General features: G+C 22.7%; 13 protein-coding genes. 3 read left to right on the top strand and 10 right to left on the bottom strand.

Annotated elements, in window-relative coordinates:
• Nucleotides 1-8: 8 nt before the first annotated feature.
• A complete protein-coding gene (locus tag H0H41_RS00825; protein WP_185872360.1) occupies nucleotides 9-1,109 on the bottom strand; it encodes a Nif3-like dinuclear metal center hexameric protein in 1,101 nt (366 codons plus the stop codon).
• Between the two features lie 100 nt (nucleotides 1,110-1,209).
• On the opposite strand from H0H41_RS00825, the gene lipA reads away from it, so the two are divergent.
• The gene (gene lipA, locus H0H41_RS00820) at nucleotides 1,210-2,064 is read left to right on the top strand and encodes a lipoyl synthase (RefSeq protein WP_185872359.1); all 855 of its coding nucleotides are present in this window, start codon (nucleotides 1,210-1,212) and stop codon (nucleotides 2,062-2,064) included.
• Between the two features lie 7 nt (nucleotides 2,065-2,071).
• On the opposite strand, the gene H0H41_RS00815 is transcribed toward lipA, so the two are convergent.
• Nucleotides 2,072-4,648: a UvrD-helicase domain-containing protein gene (locus H0H41_RS00815; RefSeq protein WP_185872358.1), complete on the bottom strand. Its 2,577-nt coding sequence runs from the start codon at nucleotides 4,646-4,648 to the stop codon at nucleotides 2,072-2,074.
• A 153-nt stretch (nucleotides 4,649-4,801) separates the two neighbouring features.
• Here H0H41_RS00815 and fbaA point away from each other — a divergent pair, with 153 nt between their 5' ends.
• Both fbaA and accD read left to right on the top strand, forming a co-directional pair.
• Nucleotides 4,802-5,869: a class II fructose-bisphosphate aldolase gene (fbaA, locus tag H0H41_RS00810; protein WP_185872357.1), complete on the top strand. Its 1,068-nt coding sequence runs from the start codon at nucleotides 4,802-4,804 to the stop codon at nucleotides 5,867-5,869.
• 16 nt (nucleotides 5,870-5,885) lie between these two features.
• Nucleotides 5,886-6,725 (top strand): acetyl-CoA carboxylase, carboxyltransferase subunit beta, encoded by an 840-nt coding sequence (gene accD, locus H0H41_RS00805; protein ID WP_185872356.1) that lies wholly within the window; start codon nucleotides 5,886-5,888, stop codon nucleotides 6,723-6,725.
• Nucleotides 6,726-6,730: 5 nt separating this feature from the next.
• Here the strand turns inward: accD and guaA are convergent, their stop codons facing one another.
• The 8 genes from guaA to purE all read right to left on the bottom strand — a co-directional run bounded on the left by guaA (nucleotide 6,731) and on the right by purE (nucleotide 15,420).
• Nucleotides 6,731-8,281, bottom strand: coding sequence for a glutamine-hydrolyzing GMP synthase (gene guaA, locus H0H41_RS00800; protein ID WP_185872355.1), 1,551 nt, complete (start codon nucleotides 8,279-8,281; stop codon nucleotides 6,731-6,733).
• Nucleotides 8,282-8,304: 23 nt separating this feature from the next.
• Nucleotides 8,305-9,549, bottom strand: a complete 1,245-nt coding sequence (gene purD, locus H0H41_RS00795) for a phosphoribosylamine--glycine ligase (protein WP_185872354.1) — start codon at nucleotides 9,547-9,549, stop codon at nucleotides 8,305-8,307.
• Nucleotides 9,550-9,568: 19 nt separating this feature from the next.
• A complete protein-coding gene (gene purH, locus H0H41_RS00790; RefSeq protein WP_185872353.1) occupies nucleotides 9,569-11,098 on the bottom strand; it encodes a bifunctional phosphoribosylaminoimidazolecarboxamide formyltransferase/IMP cyclohydrolase in 1,530 nt (509 codons plus the stop codon).
• A gap of 51 nt (nucleotides 11,099-11,149) precedes the next feature.
• Nucleotides 11,150-11,713, bottom strand: coding sequence for a formyltransferase family protein (locus tag H0H41_RS00785; RefSeq protein WP_185872352.1), 564 nt, complete (start codon nucleotides 11,711-11,713; stop codon nucleotides 11,150-11,152).
• 17 nt (nucleotides 11,714-11,730) lie between these two features.
• Nucleotides 11,731-12,708: a phosphoribosylformylglycinamidine cyclo-ligase gene (gene purM, locus H0H41_RS00780; RefSeq protein WP_185872351.1), complete on the bottom strand. Its 978-nt coding sequence runs from the start codon at nucleotides 12,706-12,708 to the stop codon at nucleotides 11,731-11,733.
• The gene (purF, locus tag H0H41_RS00775) at nucleotides 12,705-14,150 is read right to left on the bottom strand and encodes an amidophosphoribosyltransferase (protein ID WP_185872495.1); all 1,446 of its coding nucleotides are present in this window, start codon (nucleotides 14,148-14,150) and stop codon (nucleotides 12,705-12,707) included. The genes purM and purF overlap by 4 nt, the downstream gene beginning before the upstream one ends.
• A 62-nt stretch (nucleotides 14,151-14,212) precedes the next feature.
• Nucleotides 14,213-14,935: a phosphoribosylaminoimidazolesuccinocarboxamide synthase gene (gene purC / locus H0H41_RS00770; protein ID WP_185872350.1), complete on the bottom strand. Its 723-nt coding sequence runs from the start codon at nucleotides 14,933-14,935 to the stop codon at nucleotides 14,213-14,215.
• A 2-nt stretch (nucleotides 14,936-14,937) separates the two neighbouring features.
• The gene (gene purE / locus H0H41_RS00765) at nucleotides 14,938-15,420 is read right to left on the bottom strand and encodes a 5-(carboxyamino)imidazole ribonucleotide mutase (RefSeq protein ID WP_185872493.1); all 483 of its coding nucleotides are present in this window, start codon (nucleotides 15,418-15,420) and stop codon (nucleotides 14,938-14,940) included.
• Between the last annotated feature and the right edge of the window lie 17 nt (nucleotides 15,421-15,437).

Here is a 15,437-nt window from a genome sequence, read left to right as displayed (position 1 = left end):
ACACATAATTAAAAATATTCAATTGGATTAGTATGAATTTTCGATTCATAAATAGAAATAAAAGGAAAATTTTTATCTAAAAAAGATTTTAATAAATTTTTATTAATTTTTTCTGATTCATAATGACTGACATCCACAATCAATATTTTTTTTTCAGATTTAAAAAAATCATGATATTTTAAATCTGAGGATATAAAAACATCAGCTTTTTCTTTAATTGCATATTCTATTCCAAAACGACCTGAACCTGTTATTATAGCTATTTTTTTAATTTTTTTGTTTGTAAAATGAGAATGACGAATATAAGAAAAATTCATTTTTTTTTTTAAAAAAACTAAAAAATCATATTCATTCATATCTTTTTCTAGTTCTCCTAAAAAACCTATTCCTACATAAGGATTAACATTTTCAATATTATAAATTTCATAAGCAACTTCTTCATAAGGATGATTTTTAAAAAGTGCTTTTTTAATAACATTTAATTTATGAGAAGGAAAAATAACACCAATACAAGTCTCTTTTTTCATATAAAAAATTTCTTTTTCTCCAAAAAATGGTTTAGTTTTATTATTTCCCATATAACTTCCAAATCCATCAAAATTATAACTACAATGACTATAATTAGAAATATTTCCAGCTCCTGCTTCAAATAAAGAATTTCTTACTTTTTCTGCATAACTAATTGGAACATAAGTAATCATTTTTTTTATTGTTTCTTTTTTTGGAATAAGAACCTTTTCTTTTTTTATTTTCAACAATTTGAATATATAATCAGAAGGTCCTTCCCATATTGAATCTAAATTTGTGTGAATAACATAAATAGATACATTATTTTTTAATGCAGAAATTATAATTCTTTCTGAAAAAGTTTTTCCAATTATATTTTTTATTGGTTTAAAAATAATAGGATGGAAAGATATTATAAGATTACATTTTTTATTGATAGATTCATTAAAAACATCTTCAGTTAGATCTAAAGTTATCAGTATATTTATTATTTTTTGATCTAACGATCCAACTATCAATCCAACATTATCATAAGAATCTGCATATTCTATAGGTGCTAGATTTTCTAATTTTTTAGTAATATCTCTTACAAATACTTCCATGGCAAAAACATACCTACATCATATAAACAAATTTATCAAAAAAAATTGATTTTTATAATATTATTGTATATATAAAAATAGAAATTAAATAAAAATAATTATGAATATTTTTCAAAAAAAACCAAAATGGATAAAAGTAAAATTACCAATTAATAAAAATTATCATAAACTACAAAATTTAGTTTCTTTACATAAATTGAATACAATTTGTCAGAGTGGAAGTTGTCCTAATATAGGAGAATGTTGGGATAAAGGAGTGGCAACTTTTATGATATTAGGAAATATTTGTACAAGATCTTGTAGATTTTGTGGAGTAAAAACAGGAAAACCTAAAAAAGTTGATTGGGAAGAACCAAAAAAAGTCGCAAAATCTATACAAATATTAAATGTAAGACATGCTGTATTAACTTCTGTCAATCGAGATGATTTAATAGATCTAGGATCTTCTATATGGGTAAAAACTATACAAAAAGTACGATATTTAAATCCTAAAATAACAATAGAAGCTTTAATTCCAGATTTTAAAGGAGAAGAAAAAATAATAGATAAAATTATTAATGTACAACCAGAAGTTATTTCTCATAATATAGAAACTATTTCTAGATTAACAAAAAAAATACGTATTCAAGCTAAATATGATAGAAGTCTTAAAGTATTACAATATATAAAAGAAAAAAATAAAAATATTCGTACAAAAACAGGAATTATGTTAGGATTAGGAGAAACAAAAAGTGAAATTATTCAAACGATGAAAGATATAAGAAAATCTAAAGTAGATATCCTAACAATAGGACAATATTTACAGCCTTCTTTAAAACATTATTCTGTTCGTTTTTTTGTTATTCCAGAAGAATTTAAAGAATTGAAAGATATTGGATTAAAAATGGGATTTAAATATGTAGAAAGTGGTCCATTGGTTCGTTCTTCTTATCATGCAGAAAAACATGTGAAGTAAATTTATTTTATTTTTTTCCAAAAGAGTATTGATATTTTTTGTCATTCCATATTTTTTTTTCACAAAGAAAATTTTTAATGTAAAATGATACGGATTTTTCATTTTCTAATTTTGAAAATAAAATTAATTGTTCTATAGAACGGGTAGTGGCTACATATAATAGATTTATATTATCAAATACTGTATTTGATAAATAATTTTCATAAAAATTATGAATATTTTTATCATGTTGTATGTTTTTTAAGTATGGTTCTATTTCTAAATAAATAGTATTCAATCCATGATACAAATTAGGATTAACATTTATCCATGATCCTTCTTTATTTTTAGACATAAAATTCCAATCAGTAAAAGGAAGAATAACTACTGGAAATTGTAATCCTTTAGATTTATGAATAGTCATAACACGAATAGCATTTTTATTCTCCGAAATAATAATACTTTCTTTTTCTTTATTAGATTCCCAGTAATTGAGAAAATCAATAATCGAATTCCCTCCTTTTTTTATAAATCTATAAACAAAATCTAGAAAAGAATAAATAGATACAGTATTATGTTTATTTAATAATCTAAAAGATTCAATTATTTCTTCTGATATATTATATATAGATTTATTATATAATTTATTTAATGATAATGAATTTTTTGATAAAATTTTTTTTAAAAATAGATCTAATGGAAAAAAAATAATTTTTATGATAAAATCATGATATTTTTTTTTAGTACAAAAAAATTTTTTTTTAAATAAAAGAAAAATTAAAGTAATTCTTTTTTGATAACAATAGGGATTTGCAAGAATATAAAATAAATTTATAATTATTTGTATTTCTAAATGATTTTTTATTAATAAAGAAACAGAGGTATTTACATTAATACCATCTTCAATAAGTTTTTCTGATAAAAAATGTCCTTCTATATTATTCCTAACTAATATAGAAATATCTGATAAAACATATTTTTTTTGTAATAATTTTTTTATTTTATTTTTTACTTTTAAATAAATATATTCTTTATAATTTTTATTTTTTAAACTTTTTAGAAAATTTATTTCTACATATCCTCCAGGTTTTTTAAAAATTTTTTGTTTAGAATTTTTATATATATTTTTATAAATATTGGAATAAAAAATTTTAGATATATATTCATAAAATGAATTATTAAATTTCACAATTTCTTCATAACTACGAAAATTTGTTTCTAAAGTTTTAAATTTTTTATTATAACTGATTGATTCAATGTTTTTTAAAAAAATAAATTGTTGTACATCACCTCCCCTCCATCTATATATAGATTGTTTTGGATCTCCTACTATCATAGCTGATCCATTTTCAGATAATGCATTTTCAATTAAAATTTTAATATTATACCATTGTAAAAATGAAATATCTTGAAATTCATCTATAAAATAATGTTTATATTGTATTCCTATTTTTTCATATATTTTAGGAAATGTCCCTTGAATAATTTTTTCATAAAGAATTTTATTTAATTCTATATTTAAAAGAATTTTATTTTCGTTTTTTATAAAATTGAATTCTTTTTCTATTTCATGTATAATTGAAAATATACTAATATTTTTTAGAAAAAGTTTATCTAAAAGATAACGTGATATATTTTTTATGTATATATATTTTGTTTTTTTATATAATGAAATAATCTTATTTTTATTTTTTTCTATTAATATTTTTTGATTTTTTTGTATAGAAGATTTAGCATATAATATATTTTTTTTAAAATATTTTTCAACACGTTCATTAAAAGGATTATAAAATAAATTATTAATTTGTAATTTTTTAAAAAGTCTTGGTAATTCTGAATAAATAAATGAATTTTTTTTAATGGAAGTTTTTTTTAAAAACAGAAAAAATTTATCTCCTTGTATTTTACATTTTTTTTCAAATTTTTGAGTTCTTTTTATCAAAATATTTTTCAATTGTATAAAATTTTTTAAAGAATAATTTTTAATTTTTTTTATATAAAAAAAATTTTGTTCTTCTAACATGAGATTAGCTATTTGAAATAATTCTTTTCTTATATCCCAATTTTTTCCTTCTTTTAATTTATCAATAGAAAATTGAACTAAAATATTTGACCATTCTTCTGAATATGTTAATCTATGTAATAAATTATCTACAATTTTTAATAAAAAATTGTAGGTATCCATTTTTAATTCTAAGTTTATTTCTTGATTTGAAATAAAAGATCTAACAATATTATAAGTAAATTTATCTATTGTACTTATATTTTTAGAAAAAGAAGAAAAATCATATAAAATAGAATATAATATTTTTTGAGATCGTTCATATAATTGATTTTTTGTAAATTTTAAATCTTTCATAAGATGATCAAATAAAGAATAATATTCTTTTTTAACTATTTTATTTGAAAATTCTTTAATACATTGTAGAATACGTTTCTTCATTTCTTCAGAAGATTTTTTAGTAAAAGTCAAAGCTAAAACTCTTTTAAATTCATCAGGATAAGGACTTTTTAATAGAACATAAAGATAATTTTTAACTAAAAAAAAAGTTTTTCCAGAACCTGCTGAAGCATTATATATTTTTAATGTAGATGGAATAATCATAATTTATAAAAAAATTTTTTGTATATATTTTTTTTACGAAATTATAGATATTAATTATCAATTAATCTATTAAATTTATTAATACTTACTTTTTGTTACATTTGTTTATCCTTAATTATTAAAAATTAATAATTTAAATAAATTTTAAAATACATGTCTAGAAAATTTCCTTTTGGAGTAGCTACTGGTAATCTTGTTAGAGAAATATTTGAATATGCTAAGGAAAATGTTTTTGCTATACCTGCTGTAAATGTTATTGGGTCTAATACTATTAATGCAGTAATGGAAACTGCTGTAGAAATGAATTCTCCTGTTATTATTCAATTATCTAATGGAGGCGCTATTTTTAATGCAGGAAAGGGATTAAATAATCATGAACAAAAAGCAGCAATTCAAGGATCTATAGCTTGTGCTATGCATATTCATGAATTAGCATCATATTATAAAGCAACAGTTATTATTCATACTGATCATTGTTCAAAACCTTTTCTACCATGGATTGATGGATTAATAGAAGCTAATGAAAAATATTATAATCGTTTTGGAAAAACTTTGTTTAGTTCACATATGTTAGATCTTTCTCAAGAACCATTAAAAGAAAACATTAATATTTGTGAAAAATATTTTGAAAAAATGAATCACAAAAATATGACCCTTGAAATAGAATTAGGTGTAACTGGTGGAGAAGAAGATGGAATAGATAATTCAAATATAGAAAATAATAAATTATACACTCAACCAAAAGAGGTTAGTTATGCTTATAATCAATTAATTAAAATTAATAAAAATTTTATTATAGCAGCTTCTTTTGGAAATGTACATGGAGTTTATAAGCCTGGTAATGTTATTCTTCGTCCTGAAATATTAAAAAATTCTCAAATTTATATACAAAAAAAATTTAATACTAAAAAAAAACCAGTTTCTTTCGTTTTTCATGGTGGATCAGGATCTTCTAAAAAAGAAATACAAGAAGCTATTAATTATGGTGTTGTTAAAATGAATATAGATACAGATTTACAATATGCTTTTACTTGTGGAGTTCGAAATTATATGAATAATAATAAGGAATATTTAAAAAATCAAATAGGAAATCCAAAAGGAGAACATATTCCAAATAAAAAATATTATGACCCTAGAGTTTGGTTAAGAGAAGGAGAAAAATCTTTTAAAATTATTCTAAAAAAATATTTTACATTCATGAATAATATGAATACTTTATAATATAAAAAAATAAATTATGGCTTGGTTTTTGAGAAAAAAAAAAAATATTATAACGTCTATAGACGAAAGAAAAGATTTACCAAAAGGATTATGGCATAGAACGCCTAGCGGCAAAATTATAGATACAGAAGTATTAAAAAAAAATGCTTATGTTAGTCCAGAAGATGGATATCATGTTAGAATTCATAGTAAAGAATATTTTGAAATTCTTTTTGATAATGGTCATTTTTTAGAAATAAATAAAAAAATGATTAGTAAAGATCCTATAAAATGGAAAGATTATAAAACATATACAGATAGAATTAAAGAAGCTAGAAAAAAAACAAATTTATACGACTCTATTAGAACAGGAATAGGTAAAATAAAAGGAATGAATGTAGTTATATCCTGTATGGATTTTTCATTTATAGGAGGATCGATGGGTTCTGTTGTAGGAGAAAAAATATCTAGAGCAATAAAATATTGTATAGAAAAAAAATTTCCATATATATTAATATCTAAATCTGGTGGAGCAAGAATAATGGAATCTTCTTTTTCATTAATGCAAATGGCTAAAACAATCGCTAGATTAACTCAATTGCGTGAATATCGAATTCCTTATATATCTGTTTTAACAGATCCTACTACAGGAGGAGTTACCGCTTCTTATGCTTTACTTGGAGATATTAATATAGCAGAACCGGGAGCTCTTATTGGATTTGCTGGACCTAGAGTAATTAAAGAAACAATTGGAAAAGATCTTCCAGAAGGATTTCAAACATCAGAATTTCTTATGGATAATGGATTTATAGATTTAATTTCTTCTAGAACTGAATTAAAGAAAAATATATATAATTTAATTTCTATGATGACATAAAAAATTTATTCCCATTCAATAGTAGATGGGGGTTTAGAGGTAATATCATAGACCATTCTATTAATTCCATCCACTTCATTAATAATTCTATTTGAAATTTTTTCTAAAAAGTCATAAGATAAATGTGAAAAAGTCGCAGTCATGAAATCTTCTGTATTAATAATACGCAATACCGCAACATATTCGTATGTTCGTTTATCTCCCATAACTCCTACAGATTTAATAGGCAATAAAATTATAAAAGCTTGACTAACAGAATTATAAATATTATAATTTTTTAATTCCTGCAAAAGAATACTTTCTGCTTCTTTGAGAATAGAAATTTTTTTTTCATTTATTTCTCCAATAATTCGAATACTTAATCCAGGACCAGGAAATGGATGACGATATAAAATTTCTTCTGGAAGTCCTAATTTTTTTCCTATTTTTATTACTTCATCTTTAAACAATTTTTTTAATGGTTCAATCAGCTTTAATTTCATAAATGTATAATGAGGTAATCCTCCTACATTATGATGAGATTTTATAAAATGACTTAATTGATTATTTCTTGAAGAAGACTCAATAATATCTGAATAAATAGTTCCTTGTGCTAAAAATTCAACATCTTTAATTTTTTCTGATTCTTTTTGAAAAAGATAAATAAATTCTTTTCCTATAATTTTTCTTTTTTTTTCAGGATCAATAATACCATTTAATCGAGATAAAAAATGATTTTTAGCATCTATTATTTTAACAGAAAAATTCATTTTTTTACATAAAAAAGATATTCTTTCTTTTTCTTTTTTAAGTAGAAATCCTGTATCTATAAAAATACAATTTAAATAATTTCCAATAGATTGATGAATGATATAAGCAGTTACAAAAGAATCAACTCCTCCAGAAAAACCTAGTATAACCTTTTTTTTATTTACACGTTTTTTGATTTTATATATTGAGTTTTTTACAAAATTGTTTAAATCCCAATTTTTTTTAGTACACTTACAAATACGTAAAATAAAATTTTTCAATATAGAAATTCCAAATTCTGTATTTTTTACTTCTGGATGAAATTGTACGGCATAAATTTCTTTATTAAGATGCATAATAGATGCAATAGAACAAGAAGAAGTATGTCCTATAATTTGAAATTTTTTGGGAATATTTTTTATTTCATCACAATGACTCATCCAAACAACAGATTTTATAGGAATTTCATAAAATAAATTATTATTAAAATGATCAATAATAAAGTATGACTTTCCATATTCTTTATATTTAGATTTTTTTATTTTTCCACCAAAAAGAAAAGAAATTAACTGCATTCCATAACAAATTCCAAGTATAGGAATATCTAATTGAAAAATATTTTTAGATATTAATGGAGCTCCATTATCATAAACAGAAAATGGACCTCCTGATAAAATAATTCCTTTAGGTTTTATTGATAAAATATGGGATATTGAAATATTATAATTACATAAAGAAATAGATACCCCTATATCTCTAATTCTTCTTGCAATCATATAACTATATTGAGAACCAAAATCTAATATTAAAATCAAGTCTTTTTTCATTTTTTTATTTGTTTTTAATATTTTTATTCTTTATATAAACCAATATCTTTTCGATAATACAATTTGTTAAATTGTATTTTTTCTACTTTAGAGTAAGCTTTTTTTCTAGCTTCTTTAATTGTTGGGGCTAATCCAATGATGTTGAGAACACGTCCACTTGATGTTATCCATTTTTCTTTTTCTTTTTTTGCTCCTGCAATATAAAAAGGATCTTTTAATGAATCTAATCCTATTATAATTTGTCCATTTTCGTGTTTTTCTGGATATCCTTTAGAAGATAAAACAACACAACAAGAACATAATTTTTTCCAAAAAATAGATACTTTTTTATTTATAAAAAAAGATTGAATTATATCTAAAAAATTACTTTTCATTAATGGTAATAAAGTTTGAGCTTCAGGATCTCCAATACGAGTATTATATTCTAATAAATAAACTTTATTTGAAGTTATCATTAATCCAAAATATATAAAACCAAAAAAAGTTAATTTTTCCGAAATTAATCCTTCTAAAGTAGGCATTAATATATTTTTTTGAAAATCAATCCAAATAGCATTCGTCATATATGGATTTGGAACAATTGCTCCCATTCCTCCTGTGTTCATTCCTGTTTCATTTTCTCCAATTTTTTTATAATCTAGAGCAGATAAAAAAGGAATAATCTGTTTTCCATTAAAAATAGATATTATAGAAGCCTCTTTTCCTTGTAAAAATTCCTCTATAATAATTTTATTTCCAGATTTTCCAAATTTTTTTTTTATCATTATAGTTTCTAAAGCTTTTTTTGCTTCATTTTTATTATGAGTTAAAATTACTCCTTTTCCTCCAGCTATTCCATTTGTTTTAATAGCTAAAGAAACAGTAGTTTTATCTAAAAAACGTATAGCTTTTTTATAAGAATAAAAAATATTATACTTAGGAGTTCTAATTCCATATTTTTTCATAAACGATTTAGAAAAAATACGATCTCCCTCAAGTTTAGCTGCTAAATAATGAGGACCTATGATTTTTAATCCTAATTTTTGAAAAATATCAACAATTCCTTCTATTAAAAAAACTTCAGATCCTACAATAGTTATATCTATTAAATTTTTTTTAGCAAAAAAACCTAATTCTAATAAAGAATATTTAGTTTCAATATTTTTTCCTATCATGCTCGTTCCTCCATTTCCAGGATAAAAATAAATATTGATATAATGATTATCTTCTAATAATTTTTTTCCAATAGCATGTTCACGTCCACCATTTCCAATAATTAAAATATTCATAACTTATAATGTTTTTATATTAATGTTTAAAATGTCTTTTTCCAGTAAAAGCCATAGCTATTCCATAATCATTACAAGCTTTTATAGATTCTTCGTCTCTGATAGATCCTCCTGGTTGAAGAATAGCACATATTCCACCTGAACGAGCCGCTTCATCTACAACATCCCGAAAAGGAAAAAAAGCATCAGAAACAAGAACTAATCCTGTTTTACTTTTTTCTAAAGCTCTTTCTATAGCTTGACGAGCAGCCCAAATTCTATTAGTTTGTCCTCCAGAAATACCTAAAGTTTGCGTTCCTTTAGATACAACAATAGCATTAGATTTTACATATTTTACTATTTTTTGAGAAAAAAATAAAGATTCTATTTCTTTATTATTAAATTTTTTTTTAGTAACTATTTTATAATTTCCATCATAAGGAAAAAAATAATCGGATTCTTGTACTAAGATTCCTCCATCTATTTGAATATATTCTAGTTTATCCGAAATAGGATTATTAATATTAATAATTCTAATATTTTTTTTAATTTTTAAAATATTTAATACATCTTCTTCATAATTTTGAGAAATAATAACTTCTAAAAAAATATGATTAATCTCTTTTGCTAATTCTTTTGTTATTGGAATATTAACTGCCATTATTCCTCCAAAAGAAGAAATAGTATCAGCATAATAAGTTTTTTGAAACGCTTCTATAATGTTATTTCCTAATGCTACTCCACAAGGAGTAGAATGTTTAACTATACAACAAGCAGGTTCTGAAAATTGAGAAACTATTTTCCAAGCTATATCCATATCTCGTAAATTATTAAATGATAATTGTTTTCCATGTAACTGATTAAAATTACACATGGATCCATTCTGAATGGTATTAATATAATAAGATGCTTTTTGATGAGGATTTTCCCCGTAACGTAGAATCATTTTTTTCTTATAAGAAGAATGTAAATAAATAGGAAATTTTTCATCCATTAAAAAATATTGAGAAATAGCAGAATCATAAGAAGAAGTAAAATTAAATACTTTTCCTGCTAATTTTTTTCTCATTTTTAATGAAGTAAATCCATTATGTTCAATTTCATTTTGTACTAATTCATAATCATTTTCGTCTATAATAGCAGTAACATGTAAATAATTTTTAGCAGCTGCACGAAGCATAGAAGGACCTCCAATATCAATAAATTCAACTATTGAATTGATATGATATTTTTTTGTATGCATTTTTTCAAAAAATGGATAAAAATTAACCAATACAATATCAATTAATTTAATATTATGAGTATGAATAGATTTTACATGTTTTTCAATTAAACGATTGGCTAAAATACCTCCATATATATTCGGATGAATAGTTTTTACTCTTCCATCTAAAATTTCAGGAAAAGAAGTTACATTTGATACTTCTATTACATTAGATAAACCATTTTTGATTAAAAATTGGTAAGTACCACCAGTAGAAATTATTTGATATCCCTTTTTATATAAAAAATTAGCAAACTGAAATAATTTATTATTTTTAGAATAAACACTAATTAATGCTCTTTTCATACTACTTATTTTATTTTTTAATAAGTGTATTTTAAATAAAAATTTTTTTTATTAAAAATTTTTTATAGATTGAATTAATATTTCTTTTTCTATAAGAGAAACTTTTTTTGATAAAGATATTGGAGTTTCTTCTAATGAAACTTGACATGATTTTTTTAAAATTATATCTCCAGAATCTATATTTTTAGTAACATAATGAACTGTAGCTCCTGATATTTTTTCCTTATTTTTAATAACTTCTTGATGTACCTTTATTCCATACATTCCTTTTCCTCCATATTTTGGTAAAAGAGAAGGATGAATATTAATAATTTTTCTGAACCATTTTTTACAAAATTTAGCATCAAGTATAGAAAGAAATCCAGAAAGAACTATAATATATGGAATATCTTTTACTAAAAAGTTATTTATTTCATTAGAAATAAATTTTTTATTAATTTTTTCTAAAGATATAGCTTTTATATTTTTTTTTAACGCATATTGAATAGCATAACAATGTCTATCAGATATAACTAAATTAATTATAAAATTAGGAAGTATCCCATTTTTAATTGCTTGAAAAATATGCTGCATATTAGTTCCTTTTCCAGAAACTAAAATAGTTATTTTTTTCATGATATATGAAAATATTTTTATTTAAAAAACACTTTTTGATTTCCTTTTATAATTTGTCCAAAAACAAAAGGTTTTTCTCCTAAAAAATGTAATTTTTTTAAAATAGAGGTTTCATCCTTACAAGATGCTATTATAATCATTCCTACTCCCATATTAAAAGTATTCCACATTTCTTTATCAAATAAATTACCTTTTTTTTGAATATAATTAAAAATAGGTTGAATAGGAATTTTTTCTTTTTCTACTATAGCTGATAAATTTTTTGGAAGAATTCTAGATAAATTATCTGATATTCCTCCTCCTGTAATATGAGCTAATCCATGAATCATAAATTTTTTTAATAAAAAATGAATAGGAAAATGATAAATTTTAGTAGGTATTAAAAGAGTTTCATAAAACGGTTTTTTTTGAAAAATTTTCATAAAATCTTCTGTAGAAAAAATGTTTCTAATTAGAGAAAAACCATTACTATGAACTCCAGATGAAGGAAGTCCTATTAAAATATCTCCTTCATGAATAAATTTTTTTCCATCTATAAGATGATCTTTTTCTACAATACCAACACAAAATCCAGAAATATCATAATCATTTTCTTTATAAATTCCAGGCATTTCTGCAGTTTCTCCTCCAATGAGACATGTATTAGTTCTTTTACAAGAAAAGGCTATTCCTTGTATTATTTTTTTTACAATAGTATAATCAATTTTACCACAAGCTAAATAATCTAAAAAAAATAAAGGAGTAGCTCCATGACATAAAACGTCATTTGCGCACATTGCGAAGCAATCTTCTCCAATTAAAGAATATTTTTTATAATTGATAGCTAAACGTAATTTTGTTCCAACTCCATCAACTCCAGATACTAAAATAGGTTTTTTATATCCACATTCATATATTTTATAAAATCCAGAAAAATGATCTAACGTACTAATAACTCTATTATTATAAGTTTTTTTTAAAATTTTATTTAATATGTCGATATTTTTTTCTTTCATAATTTATTATTATATTTTTTAACAGGATAATTTCCTGTAAAACAACCAAAACAATAATTATTACCACCTAGAATAGATATTAAATTAGACATGCTTAAAAATTCTAAACTATCTACATCTAGAATTTTGGCAATACTATTTTTATCAAAATGATTATATGAAATTAGATCTTTTTTACTTGGAGTATCAACTCCTAAATAACATGGAGCTATAATAGGAGGAGAAGCACTTCTAAAATGAATTTCTTTTGCTCCTGCTTTTCTTAAAATATAAACTAATCTACGACTAGTTGTTCCACGAACTATAGAATCATCAATAATAACAATACGTTTTTCTTTTATTTCATCTAATATAGGATTTAATTTTAAGTTTACCATCTTTTCACGCATTTCTTGTTTAGGTAAAATAAAAGATCTTCCAATATATTTATTTTTTACTAAAATAGGTTTAAAAGGTATTCCAGAAGCTTTAGAATAACCAATTGCAGCTGGTACACCTGAATCTGGAACACCAATGACTACATCTGCTTCTACTGGATGTTGTTCATAAAGTTTTTCTCCACTTTTTTCACGAATTTCATATACATTTATATTTTCAATTAAAGAATCAGGACGAGAAAAATAAATATACTCAAAAGAACATATTCTTTTTTTTGTATATTTTTTTTCTTTCAACATAGAAAATTTAATTGATTTTTGATCTACTATAATAATTTCTCCTGGGAATAAATCTCTTACAAAAAATCCACTTACAGAATCTATTCCACAAGTTTCAGAACTGAATATATAAGTTTTTTCATTTAACATTCCATAACATAAAGGACGTATTCCATTTGGATCTCTAAATGCAGCCATTTTATTATTCATAAGTACTATGACAGAATAAGCTCCTATAATATCTATAGTTGTTTTTTGAATAGCTTTTTCTAAATTATTATTATATTGTAATAAATATTTTTGTATTAAACGTAAAATAACTTCAGAATCAGAATATTCAGATATAAAATGTATTCCTTCAGATTCTAATCTTTTACGAATTAATTGAGCATTAACTAAGTTACCATTGTGTACTATAGATATAGTACTTTTTCCATTAGTATCCTCTCCAAAAAAAGGTTGAATATTTTTCTTACTTTGTCCTCCTTCTGTTGAATAACGTGTATGGCCAATTACGGCATTACCATGATAACATTTAGAATTAGAAATATTTTTAAAAAAATCTAAAACAAGACCTTCACTTTTATGAGATATAATAAATCCATCTCGTAAAACAGAAAAACCACAAGCTTCTTGTCCTCTGTGTTGTAATGCAAATAAACCAAATTGAACTAAAGAAAAAGTGTCTACTTTATGAGGAGAAAAAATCCCAAAAATACCACATTCATCATGAAATTTATCAAAATAATTATTTTTCAGGATTGAAATAAATAATTGAGATATCATCTTTTTGGAAAAAGAATATCTTTGCCCCATTATTTTAATGGTTTAATTAATGAATGTATGTATTATTTTACATTTAACCTTTTTAATATTTCCATATAAATGTCAAGTACATCTTCCTGTAATTTCATTCTAAATAAATCTTTATCTAGTTTTTTCATTGTTTTTTTATCCCAAAAACGACAAGTATCAGGAGTAATTTCATCAGAAAGTAAAATATTATTTTTATGATCTTTACCAAATTCTATTTTAAAATCTACTAAAATAATATTTTTATCTAAAAAATATTTTTTAATAATATTATTGACATTCGATATAATCTTATAAATATTATTGAGTTCTTCATAAGAAATAATTCCTAAAAATACAGCATGATGATCATTAATCAATGGATCTTTTAATTTATCGTTTTTATAAAAAATTTCAAAAATTGGATTTAATAAACGAACCCCTTCTTTAATATTTAAACGTTTCGACATACTTCCAGCTACAATATTTCGAACGACAAATTCTAAAGGAATTATATCTACTTTATGACATAACTGTTCTCGATTATTTATTTTTCGTATAAAATGAGTTTTAATTTCACAAGAATTAATAAATTTAAATACTAATGTACTTATTTCATTATTTAAAATTCCTTTATCTTGTAAAAATTTATTTTGTAATCCATTACAAGCAGTTATATTATCTTTATAATGAATTAATACTTGAAATGGATTATTAGTGTTATATATTTTTTTTGTTTTTCCTTCTAAAAAAAGATTTTTTTTAATTACAGATTTCATAATTATAAATATTGCTCTATTTCATTTATTAATTTTTTTCTTTTTTTTATTCGAAATTCTAGCAATGATTTTTTAAGATCTTTATTTTTTATAGATAAAATATGAACGGCTAACAAAGCAGCATTATAAGAATTATTTATACCTACCGTAGCAATAGGTACATCTTTAGGCATTTGAACCATAGAAAAAAGAGCATCTATTCCTCCTAATAATCCATTATTATTACATATAGGAACTCCTATTACAGGTAATATCGTTTTTGACGATATAATTCCAGGTAAATGAGCAGATAATCCAGCTCCTGCAATAATTAAATCAATTCCTTCATTTTCTATTTTTTTTATGGTATTTGATAAAATGTCAGGAAGTCTATGTGCAGAAATTATATAAGATATATAATTTATATTAAATTTTTTTAGTATTTCAGTTGCTTCTTTCATTACTTGTTTATCAGAAGCACTTCCAATAAATATAGCGACTTTCATACTCATATAATATGATT

Origin of the sequence: Blattabacterium cuenoti (assembly GCF_014252255.1) — a bacterium.
In the GTDB taxonomy this organism is placed as follows: Bacteria; Bacteroidota; Bacteroidia; order Flavobacteriales; family Blattabacteriaceae; genus Blattabacterium; species Blattabacterium cuenoti_J.
The sequence above is the reverse complement of the archived record's forward strand: the minus strand, read 5'-3'. Positions and strand labels throughout refer to the sequence as shown.